The sequence below is a fragment of the Streptomyces beigongshangae genome, assembly GCF_019710745.1.
In the GTDB taxonomy this organism is placed as follows: Bacteria; Actinomycetota; Actinomycetes; order Streptomycetales; family Streptomycetaceae; genus Streptomyces; species Streptomyces beigongshangae.
In genome coordinates this window covers 64,838-78,327 of sequence record NZ_JAHKJW010000040.1, presented here as the reverse complement: position 1 = coordinate 78,327, position 13,490 = coordinate 64,838, and the positions used below count along the sequence as shown (strand labels likewise).

The window sequence follows — 13,490 nt, the reverse complement described above, 5'->3', positions numbered from 1 at the left end:
CGCGAGCCCCGCGCTCAGCAGGTCCCGCTTGGCCAGCATGTCCGCGCGGAACGCCTCGAAGTACGTGTCCGGCAGCGCCAGCGCCTCGGCGACCGCGTACTGGAAGGGCCCCGACGCCACGTACGTGAGGTACTGCTTCGCCGAGCGCACCGCCGACACCAGGCCCGGCACCGCCGTCACCCAGCCGACCTTCCAGCCGGTGAACGAGAACGTCTTGCCCGCCGAGCCGATGGTGACCGTGCGGTCGCGCATGCCGGGCAGGGTGGCGAGGGGGATGTGCTCGGCCCCGTCGAACACCAGGTGCTCGTACACCTCGTCCGTGACCACCAGCAGGTCCCGCTCGACGGCCAGCTCGGCGATCGCGCTGAGCTCCTCGCGGGTGAGGACCGTACCGCTCGGGTTGTGCGGGGTGTTGATCAGCAGCAGCCGGGTCCTGTCCGTGACCGCGTCGCGCAGCTCGTCCAGGTCCAGGCGGAAGCGCCGGTGCACGACCCCGTCGCGGGTCTCCTCCTGCGGACGCAGGGTGACCGGCACGCGCGTACCGCCCGCCATCGCGATGCAGGCCGCGTACGAGTCGTAGTACGGCTCCAGGGCGACCACCTCGTCGCCGGGCTCCAGCAGGGCGAGCAGGGAGGCCGCGACGGCCTCCGTCGCGCCCGCCGTGACCAGGACCTCGGTGCCGGGGTCGTACGTCAGGCCGTACCGGCGTTCCTGGTGCGCGGTGATCGCCGCACGCAGCTCGGGGACGCCCGGCCCCGGCGGGTACTGGTTGCCGCGGCCGTCGCGCAGCGCCCGTACGGCCGCCTCCCGGATCTCCTCGGGGCCGTCCGTGTCGGGGAAGCCCTGGCCGAGGTTGATCGCGCCGGTGCTCAGGGCGAGGGCCGACATCTCGGCGAAGATCGTCGTGCCGAACTCGGCGAGACGGCGGTTGAGGAAGGGGCGGCGTGCACTGGAGGTCATGACGGCCATCCTGCGCTCAACCTCCGGATCCGCTCAACCCACGTCCGGGACCGACCACCTGCGGTGATGTTCGGCGCACCCCTTCTGACCTGGGGGAGGCCGGTCGTCGTCTGTCGTCGCCGGTCACCGTCGGCCCCCTCGCACGGCCCACGGACGGCCCGGCCCCCCTCGGGGAAACCGGCGGTCAGGGCAGGCAGAACCAACCCGCCCCGAACAGCCTGAGCGCGGCCACGACGCATCGCATCGCCTGCGGCCACTGCGCATGGCACCGCGGCCACACCGTCGGCGTCCGCCTCACCGACGTGGTTGAGCAGGCTTCCGGATCGGGGGGTGTGCAGTTCGCCTGTGGCCCCGGCCGTGAGAAGCACGACCTTGTCCCGTACGCCGACCGGCCATGACCGGGTCCCGGCGGCCCGACCCGCCGCCCGTCCAGGACCTCAATGCCTGGCAGTGTCTCGGCCGGCACTGCCGCTGGTGCGACGTGATGTTCCGGAAAGGGGCCAGGTCCGCCGGTCGCTCCGAAGGGAGCTGCGGTGCGCACGGCCTGTCCGTCGAGGTGTACGAGTGCGGGCCGCGCCGCCCGGAGGGCCCGGCAGAAATCGCACCCGCTCAGCCAGTTCGAGAGATCGCATGCGCGACGCCGCAGCCTTCGGCGACGTTGCCCGCTCCGTCATCCCGCATGAATGACCACCAGATCCACGCGGGGTTGTCGCGTTCCAACCCACGCTCATAACCTGACGGCATGTTGGGTATCGGGCACTTCTGGGCTTTCCTCGCCGTGGTCGCTGTGCTGATCGCTGTTCCGGGACCGAGCGTGGTGTTCGTGGTCGGGCGCGGGGTGACGCTCGGGCGTCGGGCGGCGCTGGCCACGGCGGTGGGCAACAACGCCGGGGTGCTGATCCAGGCCGTGTTGGTGGCCTTCGGGCTGGGAGCCGTGGTCACGCGGTCGATCGTGGTCTTCTCGGTGCTGAAGTTCGCGGGCGCGCTGTATCTGGTCTACCTCGGCGTCCAGACGTGGCGGCATCGCCGGGAGTTGGCCGTCACGGACGCGCAGCAGCGGCCACCCATGAACGTGTGGCGCATCGTCCGGCAGGGTTTCGTTGTCGGAGTGAGCAATCCGAAGGGCTTCCTGATCTTCTCGGCCGTGCTGCCCCAGTTCGTCGACCGCTCGGCAGGGCACGTGACGCTGCAACTCCTGCTCCTCGGCGTCGTCTGTGCCGCTGTCGCGCTGGTCTCGGACTCGGCCTGGGGGCTCCTCGCCGGGACGGCGCGTAGCTGGTTCCGCGGGTCGTCCCGCCGCCTGTCCGCGATTGGTGCCGTGTCCGGGACCGTGATGGTCGGCCTCGGCGTCCGTCTGGCTCTCACCGGGAACGACGTGTGACAACGCGGCGGATACTCGAAACGTTGCGCGGGCCGCTGGTCACTGGGACACGCTCCCAGTCCTCTGACCGCCTCCAGCGCGGCGAACAGCATGGTGGTGCCGGCCAGGTGCCCTCCTCGTTCTCGGAGCGGGAGGCGTTCAGCTCGAAGACCTCGTGCTTCCGGACCTCGTACCCCAGACCCTGACCGGAGGGGATGAGCCGGCCCGGAGGGGGAACACGGCCCACAGACGGCCCTGTAGCGTTCCGACGGCCCCTGACTCGCATTCCGGTGCAGGTCAGGGGCCTTTTCCATTAATGCTCCCTCAGATGTTGCTCAACTCCGCTTTGGGCCGTGGAGCGCAAGGGCATCTCCCTGTCACCCGCGAGGTGCACAGGGGGCACGGCGGGAATCGCAGCAAGAGGCACAGCCCAGGGATACAGCAGGAGTCACAGCAGGAAACAGACGAGAAGCAGAGCCCACGGGGGGCCGCTTCCGGGAAACGGAAGGAGGGTGGCGCCATGGTCATCGGCATCATCCTGACGGTGTTCGTCGCAGTGATCGTCTTGAGTCTGGTGGCTGCCGCCAGGAACGGCGACAGGAGGAACCCGCGCAGCCGCTCGCGCCGGTCGAGCGACAGCTGGTGGACCGGCGACGGGGGAGGGGCGAGCGGAAGCAGCGGCTCGTCCTGTTCGTCGGGGGGTTCCTCGTGCGGCGGCGGCTCGTCCTGCGGTGGCGGGGGCGGCGGATGCGGCGGAGGCAGCTGACACGGGGCAGCTGAGCTCCGGACGGAGAACCGCGTCCGGAACATCCGGAACATCCGGAACGTCTGGACCGCCAGGGTCGCCAGGGTCGCCAGGACCGTCCGGGGCGTCCGGACCGTCCGGCACCACGAGCGCCCGCCGGGGCCTTCTCCCGGCGGGCGCTCCGCCGTTCCGAGGGCGGGGCGGGCGGGGGGCGTGAAGGCGCACGCGTGAGTCATGGGCGCACTTTTTGATTGAACAGGTGAGCTGTGGAGCCCCCCGTGGGATGGAAACCCTATGAAGATGGGTAAAAACGCTGTGGCGGACGCGCCGTTCATGATTCCCTCGTATCGCCGACGCAGACCCCGGATCATCCTCCTGACCTGGCCGACCGGGCCCGATCACCGCCCGGTGTCGACCGGGGTGCGACGGACCGACCCCACCCTTGCGTGCAGTGGAGCCGACCCATGCTCACGACCCTCAACACCGCCTACTCCGACACGTCCGCAGCCGATCTCGCCTGGGCCCTCGGACGCGAACCGCTGCCCGCGCTCGCCACCCTCGACCTCGAACTGGGCCGCGCGAAACTGCAGTTGAGACTGCTCGGCGCCTCCCATCAGGTGCTCCTGGAGGAGGAGCGGGGCAGCTGCTCGGAGACCGTCGCCTGTATCGCCGGCAGTGCCGCGCCGCTGCCGCTCGGCGTCTCCGAGCGGGTGGGCGACTGGGAGTACGAGTTCGCCGCGCGCGTGGAGACGCTGTCGCGTGGGTCCTTCGCGGGCCGGGCCCAGGAGTTGCTGGCGCTCGTCTCCGACCATCCGAACGGGCTGGCGGGGGTTTTCCCCGGCAGCCCCCACGCCTTCACCGCGATGCTCGCACAACGGCACGAGGGACGGGTGCACTGGCGCACCTGGCACGCCTACCCCCAGGAGGGCCAACTGGTCGCCACCCGTACAAAGGTGGGAATGCGGGTGCCCGCACCTCTCTGAGGCGTGCCGATTCCACGGCGCACCGAGGTCGGTCAAAGTATGCGCAGGCGGCGGAATTTACACACGTGTGGGTGACGTGGCGCAGTGGAGTGGTGACGTAGCGTTCCCTGGGTGATCGAGCCGCACGTCCCCGCCCCACCCGGAACGGCCCCGCCGCCCCGCGACGGTCGCGACGGCCGCAGCGGCCGCAGCGGGCGTGACGGTCTTGGCGGTCTTGGCGGTCCCGGCGGTGGTGACGGCCCGGGCCGGGCGCGCCTGCCGGTCGGCCCGGCCGTGGGGCGGTTCCTCGTCCTCAGCGGTGTGTTCGTCTGCGCGGCCTGCGGACTCGTGTACGAACTCGAACTGGTCGCGCTCGCCTCGTACCTGCTCGGCGACTCCGTCACCCAGGCATCCGTCGTGCTGTCCGTGATGGTCTTCGCGATGGGCATCGGCTCGCTCCTCGCCAAACGCCTGTGCTCCCGCGCCGCGGCCGGTTTCGGTGCGGTCGAGGCGCTGCTCGCCCTGGTCGGCGGCTCCAGCGCGATGGCCCTGTACGCCGTCTTCGCGTGGACCGGTGACTGGGGCGGTGCCTGGGCCGGCGGCCCCAGTTACCTCCTCGTCGCCTTCTCCCTCGCCATCGGCCTGCTCATCGGCGCCGAGGTCCCCCTCCTGATGGAGCTGATCCAGCGCGTCCGCAGACAGGACGCGGGCGGCGCGGTCGCCGACCTGTTCGCCGCGGACTACGTGGGCGCCCTGGCCGGCGGGCTCGCGTTCCCCTTCCTCCTCCTGCCGCTGCTGGGCCAGTTGACCGCCACGCTGATCACCGGGACGGTCAACGCGCTCGCGGGCTGCGCGCTGGTCCTCGGCCTGTTCCGGCAGGACCTGACCCGGCGGGGCCGCCGGCTGCTGGTCGTCGCCAACCTCCTGGTGCTCGCACTGCTCGCCACGGCCGCCGTCCTCGTCGACGACTTCGAACGGGCCGCGCGCCACGCGATGTACGGCAGGGACGTACGGGTGGCCATGCACACCGAGGTCCAGGACGTCGTCCTCACCGGCGGCAGGGACGGGCGCCGCCTCGACCTCTACCTCGACGGCCGGCTGCGGGTCAGCGGCAGCGACGAGCGCCGCTACCACGGGGCGCTCGTCCACCCCGCGATGACCGGTCCGCACGCCCGTGTGCTCGTCCTCGGCGGCGGTGACGGGCTCGCCGTGCGCGAGGTGCTGCGCCACCCGGGCGTACGGCAGGTCGACGTCGTCGAACTCGACACGGAGTTCCTGGAGTTGGCGCGCACCGACCCGGCGCTGTCCGCGCTGAACGGGCACGCGTACCGGGACCGGCGGGTGCGTGTCGTGGCGGCGGACGCGTTCGGCTGGCTGCGGCGGGCGCCCCTGGACACGTACGACGTGGTGATCTCCGATCTGCCGGATCCCCGGAACACGTCCAGTACGAAGCTGTACTCGCAGGAGTTCTACGGGCTCGCCCGCGGGGTGCTGGCCGGCGGCGGACGGCTCGTCGTGCACGCGGGGCCCGTGGCGGCACGGCCGCGGGCCTTCTGGACCGTCGACGCGACGGTGCGGGCGGCGGGGCTGCGGACCGTGCCGTACTCCGTGGGTGCGGGTACGGGGGGAGGTGTGCGGGACGGGTCGCGGGTGCCGCGCGACTGGGGGTACGTGCTCGCCTCGCGCACGCGGCCGGTCCTGCGGGCGGCGGCGGGTGCGCCGGGCGGCCCCTCCCTCCGGTTCCTCCGGGCGGGCGTCCGCGCCGCCGAGCGCACCCGGCGCGCGGATCTGCCCCCCTCCACCCTCATGCACCCGAGGTACGCGGACTGAGCCCGTCCGCGTGGGGATCGGCGGGGATCCGGGGGAATCCGCGCATGTACGGGTGCGGTACGGGCGGGGCTGGGTAGGCTCGGCCGACATGGAGCATGAGGTGTTCGTTCCGGTTCCCGCCGAGCGTCTGCGTGAGGCCCTGGCCGATCCCGCGCGGGTGGGCCGGGCGCTGCCCGGTCTCCAGCAGGACGCGGGGACGGAGCCCGTCTCGGGCCGCCTGAAGGTACGCGTCGGCGGGCACTCGATCACCTACCGCGGCACGCTCGGTGTCTGCGCGCGGGACGACGGCTCGTACGCGGTCGAGGCCGACGCCGTGGAGGCGCGGGGGTCCGGCACGGTGAAACTCGCCCTGACGCTGGCCCTGCGTCCGGCCGAGGAGGGCACGAACGTCACCTTCAGCGGTACGGCGTCGGCCGACGGCCGCATCGCCGACCTGCCGCGGGAGGAGGTGGCGACGGCGACGACCCGCCTCCTGACGCGGTTCGCGGAGCAGCTGGCGGCGGGGTCGGACCCGGAGTCGGAGTCGGAGCCGCGGGGAGGGGCCGCCCCGCAGGGCAAACCGCGGCTCCCGAAGCGGCCTCCGGTGGAGAAAGCGGGAGGGGCCGAGGAGACCGAGGAGACCGAAGCGGCCGGGGCGTCCGGGCCGACCGGCGGGTCGCACTCCTCGCGGGTGCCGTTCGCGGAGGGCGATTTCCAGGGCGGTTTCGAGGACGACGGCAGCCTGCCGCCGGGGGCACCGGCGGAGGCCGCGCACGCGCGGCGCACGATGATCGGCCGCAGCGCGGAGGAGGTCGACCACGCGCCGCCGCGGGGCCGGTACGCCCCGGTGCCGGCGCCCGACTCCGGCGGTACGGGCGCGACGCTGCGGTGGGCGGCCCCGGCGGCGGCGTTCGCGCTGGCGTCGGCGATCGTGGTGGGCAGGGCGCTGCGCCGCCGCCACTGACCGCTGCGGTGCGGCCTGCGGCCTGCGGCCTGGCTCGGCGGGGCCGACGTAGCTCTCCGTCCGCGGCGGGGTGAGGGCCGGGCGCGCAGTTCCCCGCGCCCTTCGGGGCGCGACCCCTGAGGGTCGCAGCCCCCGGGGTCGCAGCCTGTCGGGGCTGCGCCCTCAGGGGCGCGGGGAACTGCGCGATCAGCCCCCACCGGCCCTCACCGGCCCGCCCCGGCGGACAGGGCTCCCAGGGGTCCGGGCCGCGCCCGGCACAGGGGCGGAAGGGGCGGAACGCCCCTGACGGCCCACATTTCCATCCGCACCCCGTAATCTCGTCCCCGTGAGTAACGAAGACATCACGCTGACCGCCGCCGACGGCCAAGTGGAAGCGACCGTCCAGCCGGGCAACGGCGGACGCATCGGCGCACTGAAGGTCGACGGCATCGAACTCCTCCGCCAGGGGGACAAGTTCGGCTGCTTCCCGATGGTCCCCTGGTGCGGCCGTACCAGGGACGGCCGCTTCCTGAACGGCGCCACCCCCCACCAACTCCCCCTCAACTCCCCACCGCACGCCATCCACGGCACCGCCCGCGACGCCGCCTGGCGCACCGCCCGCACGGGCCGGGACGAGGCCGTCATCACGTACGACCTCACCGACCCCTGGCCGTACGCCGGCCGCGTCACCCAGGCCGTCACGCTGACCGGTGACTCCCTGACGCTCACCATGTCGGTGGAGACGTACGACGAGTCCTTCCCGGCGCAGATCGGCTGGCACCCCTGGTTCAACCGCACCCTCGGCGGCGAGGGTGCCCAGGAGGTGCGCGTCGACTTCACCGCCGCCTGGCAGGAGGAGCGCGGGGACGACCACCTGCCGACGGGCCGCCGCATCGACCCGCGACCGAGCCCCTGGGACGACTGCTTCGGCATGCCCGACGGCGTCGACGTCACCCTCACCTGGCCGGGGCAGCTGGAGCTGAACGTGGCCAGCCGCGAGCAGTGGGTCGTCGTGTACGACGAGCAGGAGGCCGCCGTGTGCGTCGAACCGCAGACCGGCCCGCCCAACGGCCTCAACACCGCGCCCCGCCTGGTCACCCCCATCGAACCGCTCGAAGCCGCCACCACCTGGACCTGGCGCCGCCTCTAAGCTGACCCCCATGAGCGACGACGCGCGCGGCGAGCTGCTGCAGCAGATCAAGGACAAGGCCGTGGTGCACGGCAGGGTGACCCTCTCCTCCGGTCTGGAGGCCGACTACTACGTCGACCTGCGGCGGATCACGCTGGACGGCGAGGCGGCCCCGCTGGTCGGGCAGGTGCTGCTCGACCTGACGGCGGACCTCGGCTTCGACGCGGTCGGCGGCCTCACGATGGGCGCCGACCCGGTCGCCGCGGCGCTGCTGCACGCCGCCGCCGCCCGCGGCCGCCGCCTGGACGCCTTCGTCGTCCGCAAGGAGGCGAAGGCGCACGGTCTGCAGCGCAGGGTCGAGGGCCCGGACATCGCGGGGCGCCGCGTGCTCGTCGTCGAGGACACCTCCACCACCGGCGGTTCCCCGCTCACCGCCGTCGAGGCCGTGCGCGAGGCCGGCGCGGAGGTCGTGGGCGTGGCGACCATCGTCGACCGCGCCACCGGCGCCGCGGAGAAGATCCGGGAGGGCGCCGGCGTCCCGTACCTCTTCGCGTACTCCAAGGACGAGCTGGGCCTCGCCTGAGCCCGGTCGAGACCCCCGTCCCCGCCCCGATCCCGGCCGTCCGGAGCCGTCCGGCCCGTCCGGGACCGGAGCATTCGGGCGCGTCTGGAAAGATGGGGCCGACGATGACGTCGCCCCCTAGGTCAGGGTCACAAGCAGCACGCCACCCGCACATACAAGGAGCGGACAGATGCCCATCGCAACCCCCGAGGTCTACAACGAGATGCTCGACCGGGCGAAGGCAGGCAAGTTCGCCTACCCGGCCATCAACGTGACCTCGACGCAGACCCTGCACGCTGCGCTCCGCGGGTTCGCGGAGGCCGAGAGCGACGGCATCATCCAGATCTCCACCGGCGGTGCGGAGTTCCTGGGCGGTCAGCACAACAAGGACATGGTCACGGGCGCGGTGGCGCTGGCCGAGTTCGCGCACATCGTCGCCACGAAGTACGACGTCACCGTCGCCCTGCACACGGACCACTGCCCCAAGGACAAGCTCGACGGGTACGTCCGTCCGCTGATCGCGGTCTCCGAGGAGCGCGTCAAGGCCGGCCGCAACCCCCTCTTCCAGTCCCACATGTGGGACGGCTCCGCCGAGACCCTCGCCGACAACCTGGCCATCGCCCAGGAACTGCTGGGCCGCGCCTCCGCCGCGAAGATCATCCTTGAGGTGGAGATCACCCCGACCGGCGGCGAGGAGGACGGTGTCTCGCACGAGATCAACGACTCCCTCTACACCACGGTCGACGACGCGATCCGCACGGTCGAGGCCCTGGGCCTGGGCGAGAAGGGCCGCTACCTGCTGGCCGCGTCCTTCGGCAACGTGCACGGCGTCTACAAGCCGGGCAACGTCGTCCTGCGTCCCGAGCTCCTGAAGGAGCTGAACGAGGGCGTGGCGGCGAAGTACGGCAAGCCGTCCCCGTTCGACTTCGTCTTCCACGGCGGCTCCGGCTCCTCCGAGGAGGAGATCCGCACGGCCCTGGAGAACGGCGTCGTGAAGATGAACATCGACACGGACACCCAGTACGCGTTCACGCGCCCGGTCGCGGACCACATGTTCCGCAACTACGACGGTGTCCTGAAGGTCGACGGCGAGGTCGGCAACAAGAAGACGTACGACCCCCGCACCTGGGGCAAGCTCGCCGAGGGCTCGATGGCCGAGCGCGTCACCGAGGCGTGCGGCCACCTGCGCTCCACGGGCACGAAGATCAAGTAAACGCCGCAGCCCCTGATGTCGGGGACGGGGCCCGGTTCTCCCCAGGGAGGGCCGGGCCCCGGGGTGTCTTTTCGGCGAAAGGGGACCCACCCGGCGGTCCCGGGGCGGCGGATAGCGCAAACTGGAACCCATGGCCATTCACGAGAACCTCCTCGGGGGACCGCCCCCGACCCACCTGCCCGACGACCCGGAGCCGCGCGAGCTCCTCGCGAACGGCACGGCACCCGCCGACGTCGCCGCGAAGTACCCGACCTCCTCGCTCGCCTGGGCCCGGCTGGCCGACGAGGCGTACGAGCGCGGCAGCGTCGTCGAGTCGTACGCGTACGCCCGTACCGGCTACCACCGGGGCCTCGACTCCCTGCGGCGCAGCGGCTGGAAGGGGCACGGCCCGGTGCCGTGGGAGCACGAGCCGAACCGCGGCTTCCTGCGCGCCCTGCACGGCCTGGCCCGCGCCGCGCAGGCGATCGGCGAGCAGGAGGAGTACGAGCGCTGCTCGCAGTTCCTGCGGGACTCCTCCGAGACGGCGGCCCGCACCCTGGGCTAGCCCGCGGTCCGTGCCGCGCGCGTACGGACGACGCACGGACGACGCACGGACACGGGTCCGCCTGGTGTGACCAGGCGGACCTTGCGGTTTCGGGGCACGATTGTGGAGTATGCCCATGGGGACCGGGGCCCCCGTGTCGGAATTCGGCAGGGGCGGACCGCTACCCGGAGTGCAGCAGGAGACAGCGATGTCCCAACAGGCTCAGCCCCACGAGGTGCCCGCAACGGCTTCGGAGCCCGAGACCCCGCATCTCGACTTCCACGGAACGACCCCGTACGAGGACTACGTCCAGGCGGACGTCCTGACCCACCTCCAGCACACCCTCTCCGACGACCCCGGAGAGATGGTCTTCCTGGTGACGACCCAGGTCATGGAGTTGTGGTTCACCGTCATCGTGCACGAGTGGGAGACCGCGGCGAAGGCGCTGCGCGAGGACCGGGTGCCGGTCGCGGTGGCGGCCCTGAAGCGGTCGGTGCGGGAGCTGGAGGCGCTGAACGCCTCCTGGCGGCCCCTCGGCCAGCTCACCCCGGCCCAGTTCAACTCGTACCGCGGTGCTCTCGGCGAGGGCTCCGGTTTCCAGTCCGCCATGTACCGGCGGATGGAGTTCCTGCTCGGCGACAAGTCCGCGTCCATGCTCGTACCGCACCGCGGCGCGCCCCGCGTCCACGCGGAGCTGGAGAAGGCCCTGCAGGAACCGAGCCTGTACGACGAGGTGCTGCGCCTGCTCGCGCGGCGGGGGCACGCCGTGCCGTCGTCGGTCCTCGAACGGGACGTGTCCCGGCGCTACGAGCCGTCGCCCGAGGTGGAGGCCGTGTGGACGGACCTCTACGCCGGCGACGAGAGCGCCGAACTCGCCCGCCTCGGCGAGGCGTTGACGGATGTCGCCGAACTCGTGTGGCGCTGGCGCAACGACCACCTCGTCGCCACCCGCCGCGCGATGGGCGCCAAGACGGGCACCGGCGGCTCGGCGGGCGTGGCCTGGCTGGAGAAGAGGGCCCGCAAGAACGTGTTCCCCGAGCTGTGGACGGCGAGGTCCCATGTCTGAGCCCGGAGTCCACGGGTCGTACGGGGAGAAGGCGGCCGTGCTGGACGCCGCGGACGGACTGGGCGGGCTGCGCGAGCGGTTCGTCCTGGACGACACGGTCTACCTGGACGGGAACTCGCTCGGCGCCCTGCCGCGCTCGGTGCCCGGACGGGTCGAGGACGTGGTGCGCCGCCAGTGGGGTTCGCTGCGGATCCGGTCCTGGGACGAGAGCGGCTGGTGGACGGCGCCGGAACGGATCGGCGACCGGATCGCGCCGCTGGTGGGCGCGGCGCCGGGCCAGATCGTCGTGGGCGACTCGACCAGCGTCAACGTGTTCAAGGCGGTCGTCGGCGCGGTGAGGCTGGCGAACGGGACCGACGGGACCGATGGGGCCGGTGTGGCCGGTGGGGCGGACGGGACCGGCGGGACGGGCGGGCGGCGGGACGAGATCCTGGTCGACGCGACGACGTTCCCCACGGACGGCTACATCGCCGCGTCGGCGGCCCGGCTCACGGGCTGCACGCTGCGCCCGGTGACGCCGGACGAGGTGCCGGACGCGCTGGGCGCACGTACGGCGGCGGTCCTGCTGAACCACGTCGACTACCGCACGGGCCGTCTGTACGACCTGCCGTCCCTGACGGCCGCGGTCCGCGCGGCGGGCGCCGTGTCGGTGTGGGACCTCTGCCACAGCGCGGGCGCCCTGCCGGTCGGCCTCGACGCGCACGGTGTGGACCTGGCGGTCGGCTGCACCTACAAGTACCTGAACGGCGGCCCGGGTTCACCGGCGTACCTCTACGTCCGCCGGGACCACCAGCCCCGCTTCGACTCCCCGCTGCCGGGCTGGAACTCCCACGCGGAGCCCTTCGCCATGACCCCGGACCACACCCCGGCCCCCGGCGTGGTCCGCGGCCGCGTCGGCACCCCCGACATCCTCTCGATGCTCGCCCTGGAGGCGGCCCTGGAGGTCTGGGAGGACGTGGAGATCGAGTCGGTCCGGGCCAAGTCCTTGGCGCTGACGGACTTCTTCCTCGAATGCGTCGAGGCGTACGTACCCGCCGGCGCGGTGCGGTCGGTGACCCCGGCGGCCCACGCGGAGCGCGGGAGCCAGATCGCCCTGCGGTGCGCGGAGGCGGGCGAGGTGATGCGCCGCCTGATCGCCGCGGGGGTGGTGGGCGACTTCCGGGAACCGGACATCCTCCGCTTCGGCTTCACCCCCCTCTACGTGGGCTTCGCGGACGTGGAGAGGGCGGCACGCGTACTGGGGGAGATGTTCTGACGCCCTGGGGTGCCGGCGTGCGCGGTCCTCATCCCCCGACGGCGAACACCCCGTCCCGCGCGGCGGCGACCGCCGCCGCGGCGGCCCGCTCGGCCGCCTCCGGGCCCGGTGCCGTCCCGGTGGTGAGCAGCGCGTAGTACAGCGGGGCGGAGACGGCCCGCACGACCTCCCCCGCGTCGGTCCCCGCGGGCAGTTCCCCCCGGGCGACGCCCTGTTCCACGCAGGGCGCCCACTCGGCGACCCGCACGTCGTAGAACCGCCGGAGCGCCGCCGCCGTCCGCCCGTCGCAGGCCGCGGCGGCGATGACGGCCCGGAACAGGGCCCCCTGCCGGGGGTCGGCGAGCGTACGCCGCACCAGTGCGGCGTTGGCCCGCAGGTCCTCCAGGACGGACCCCGTGTCGGTACGGGGGAGCGACTGCTCGGCCATGTCGCCGAGCAGGTCGGCGACGAGCCCGGTGACCGAGCCCCAGCGCCGGTACACGGTGGTCTTCCCGACCCCCGCCCGCCGGGCCACGTCGGCCAGGTCGAGAAGGGCGAACCCCTGCTCGGCGAGCACGTCCCCGGCGGCCCGCAGCACGGCCGCGCGGACCCGTGCGGTACGCCCGCCGGGCCGGACGGTACCGGGGTCGGGCCCGGGGCCGGCCTCGGGCTCGGGCTCGGGGGAGGCGGTCATGGTGGATCCTTCGCGGAGGCACGTGAGCACGTGAGCACGTGAGCACGTGAGCGGGTGAGCGGGTGAGCGGGTGAGCGGGTGAGCGGGTGAGCGGGTGAGCACGTGAGCGGGTGCGCGGGACGGGATGCCGCGCGGGCGGAGCGCGCGACGCCCGGTCATCGTAACGAGACGGCAGGACCGTTTGCCGTGGGCCGGGCCTCGCGTCCGCCTGCGGACGCACGTCACCGGCCTGGTACCGTCCCGCCAACGACCCGCGCCCCGTGGCCCGTTGCCGGGGGGCTCCCAGGAGC

The 13,490-nt window shown here is 73.0% G+C and carries 12 protein-coding genes and 1 pseudogene; 10 read left to right on the top strand and 3 right to left on the bottom strand.

From position 1 onward, the window contains the following. On the bottom strand, window positions 1-969 hold a 969-nt coding region (locus tag KM933_RS27215), incomplete at its 3' end, for an aminotransferase class I/II-fold pyridoxal phosphate-dependent enzyme (protein ID WP_221356820.1). A gap of 733 nt (window positions 970-1,702) precedes the next feature. On the opposite strand from KM933_RS27215, the gene KM933_RS27210 reads away from it, so the two are divergent. Continuing rightward, entirely contained in the window at window positions 1,703-2,341 is a 639-nt protein-coding gene (locus KM933_RS27210; RefSeq protein ID WP_221356818.1) for a LysE family translocator, read from the top strand. 118 nt (window positions 2,342-2,459) lie between these two features. Here KM933_RS27210 and KM933_RS39705 read toward each other — a convergent pair. Then, a pseudogene (locus KM933_RS39705) lies at window positions 2,460-2,540 on the bottom strand (GntR family transcriptional regulator); the annotation flags it as partial. Window positions 2,541-3,529: 989 nt separating this feature from the next. On the opposite strand from KM933_RS39705, the gene KM933_RS27205 reads away from it, so the two are divergent. The 9 genes from KM933_RS27205 (at window position 3,530) to kynU (ending at window position 12,527) form a co-directional block, all read left to right on the top strand. Beyond that, window positions 3,530-4,048, top strand: a complete 519-nt coding sequence (locus KM933_RS27205; protein ID WP_221356816.1) for a DUF2617 family protein — start codon at window positions 3,530-3,532, stop codon at window positions 4,046-4,048. Between the two features lie 111 nt (window positions 4,049-4,159). Further along, window positions 4,160-5,857: a polyamine aminopropyltransferase gene (locus tag KM933_RS27200; RefSeq protein WP_221356814.1), complete on the top strand. Its 1,698-nt coding sequence runs from the start codon at window positions 4,160-4,162 to the stop codon at window positions 5,855-5,857. Between the two features lie 88 nt (window positions 5,858-5,945). Beyond that, a complete protein-coding gene (locus KM933_RS27195; protein WP_221356812.1) occupies window positions 5,946-6,800 on the top strand; it encodes an SRPBCC family protein in 855 nt (284 codons plus the stop codon). A gap of 325 nt (window positions 6,801-7,125) precedes the next feature. Beyond that, window positions 7,126-7,929 carry an aldose epimerase family protein gene (locus tag KM933_RS27190; protein WP_221356811.1) on the top strand — a complete coding sequence of 268 codons (804 nt, stop codon included), beginning with the start codon at window positions 7,126-7,128 and terminating at the stop codon, window positions 7,927-7,929. Between the two features lie 10 nt (window positions 7,930-7,939). Further along, a complete protein-coding gene (pyrE, locus tag KM933_RS27185; protein WP_221356809.1) occupies window positions 7,940-8,491 on the top strand; it encodes an orotate phosphoribosyltransferase in 552 nt (183 codons plus the stop codon). Window positions 8,492-8,660: 169 nt separating this feature from the next. Further along, on the top strand, window positions 8,661-9,683 hold the full coding sequence (gene fbaA, locus KM933_RS27180) for a class II fructose-bisphosphate aldolase (protein ID WP_221356807.1): 1,023 nt from the start codon (window positions 8,661-8,663) through the stop codon (window positions 9,681-9,683). A gap of 130 nt (window positions 9,684-9,813) precedes the next feature. Next, window positions 9,814-10,227, top strand: coding sequence for a DUF3151 domain-containing protein (locus KM933_RS27175; RefSeq protein ID WP_173894540.1), 414 nt, complete (start codon window positions 9,814-9,816; stop codon window positions 10,225-10,227). Between the two features lie 187 nt (window positions 10,228-10,414). Continuing rightward, on the top strand, window positions 10,415-11,272 hold the full coding sequence (locus KM933_RS27170; protein WP_221356805.1) for a tryptophan 2,3-dioxygenase family protein: 858 nt from the start codon (window positions 10,415-10,417) through the stop codon (window positions 11,270-11,272). Then, window positions 11,265-12,527: a kynureninase gene (gene kynU / locus KM933_RS27165; RefSeq protein WP_221356803.1), complete on the top strand. Its 1,263-nt coding sequence runs from the start codon at window positions 11,265-11,267 to the stop codon at window positions 12,525-12,527. The genes KM933_RS27170 and kynU overlap by 8 nt, the downstream gene beginning before the upstream one ends. Window positions 12,528-12,555: 28 nt before the next feature. Here kynU and KM933_RS27160 read toward each other — a convergent pair whose 3' ends face one another. Then, on the bottom strand, window positions 12,556-13,200 hold the full coding sequence (locus KM933_RS27160) for a TetR/AcrR family transcriptional regulator (RefSeq protein ID WP_221356801.1): 645 nt from the start codon (window positions 13,198-13,200) through the stop codon (window positions 12,556-12,558). Window positions 13,201-13,490: the final 290 nt, after the last annotated feature.

Coding starts and splice junctions, on each gene's coding strand:
- pyrE (WP_221356809.1), top strand. CDS start 7,940: ATGAGCGACGACGCGCGCGGCGAGCTGCTGCAGCAGATCAAGGACAAG.
- KM933_RS27205 (WP_221356816.1), top strand. CDS start 3,530: ATGCTCACGACCCTCAACACCGCCTACTCCGACACGTCCGCAGCCGAT.
- KM933_RS27195 (WP_221356812.1), top strand. CDS start 5,946: ATGGAGCATGAGGTGTTCGTTCCGGTTCCCGCCGAGCGTCTGCGTGAG.
- KM933_RS27160 (WP_221356801.1), bottom strand. CDS start 13,200: ATGACCGCCTCCCCCGAGCCCGAGCCCGAGGCCGGCCCCGGGCCCGAC.
- kynU (WP_221356803.1), top strand. CDS start 11,265: ATGTCTGAGCCCGGAGTCCACGGGTCGTACGGGGAGAAGGCGGCCGTG.
- KM933_RS27175 (WP_173894540.1), top strand. CDS start 9,814: ATGGCCATTCACGAGAACCTCCTCGGGGGACCGCCCCCGACCCACCTG.
- KM933_RS27170 (WP_221356805.1), top strand. CDS start 10,415: ATGTCCCAACAGGCTCAGCCCCACGAGGTGCCCGCAACGGCTTCGGAG.
- fbaA (WP_221356807.1), top strand. CDS start 8,661: ATGCCCATCGCAACCCCCGAGGTCTACAACGAGATGCTCGACCGGGCG.
- KM933_RS27210 (WP_221356818.1), top strand. CDS start 1,703: ATGTTGGGTATCGGGCACTTCTGGGCTTTCCTCGCCGTGGTCGCTGTG.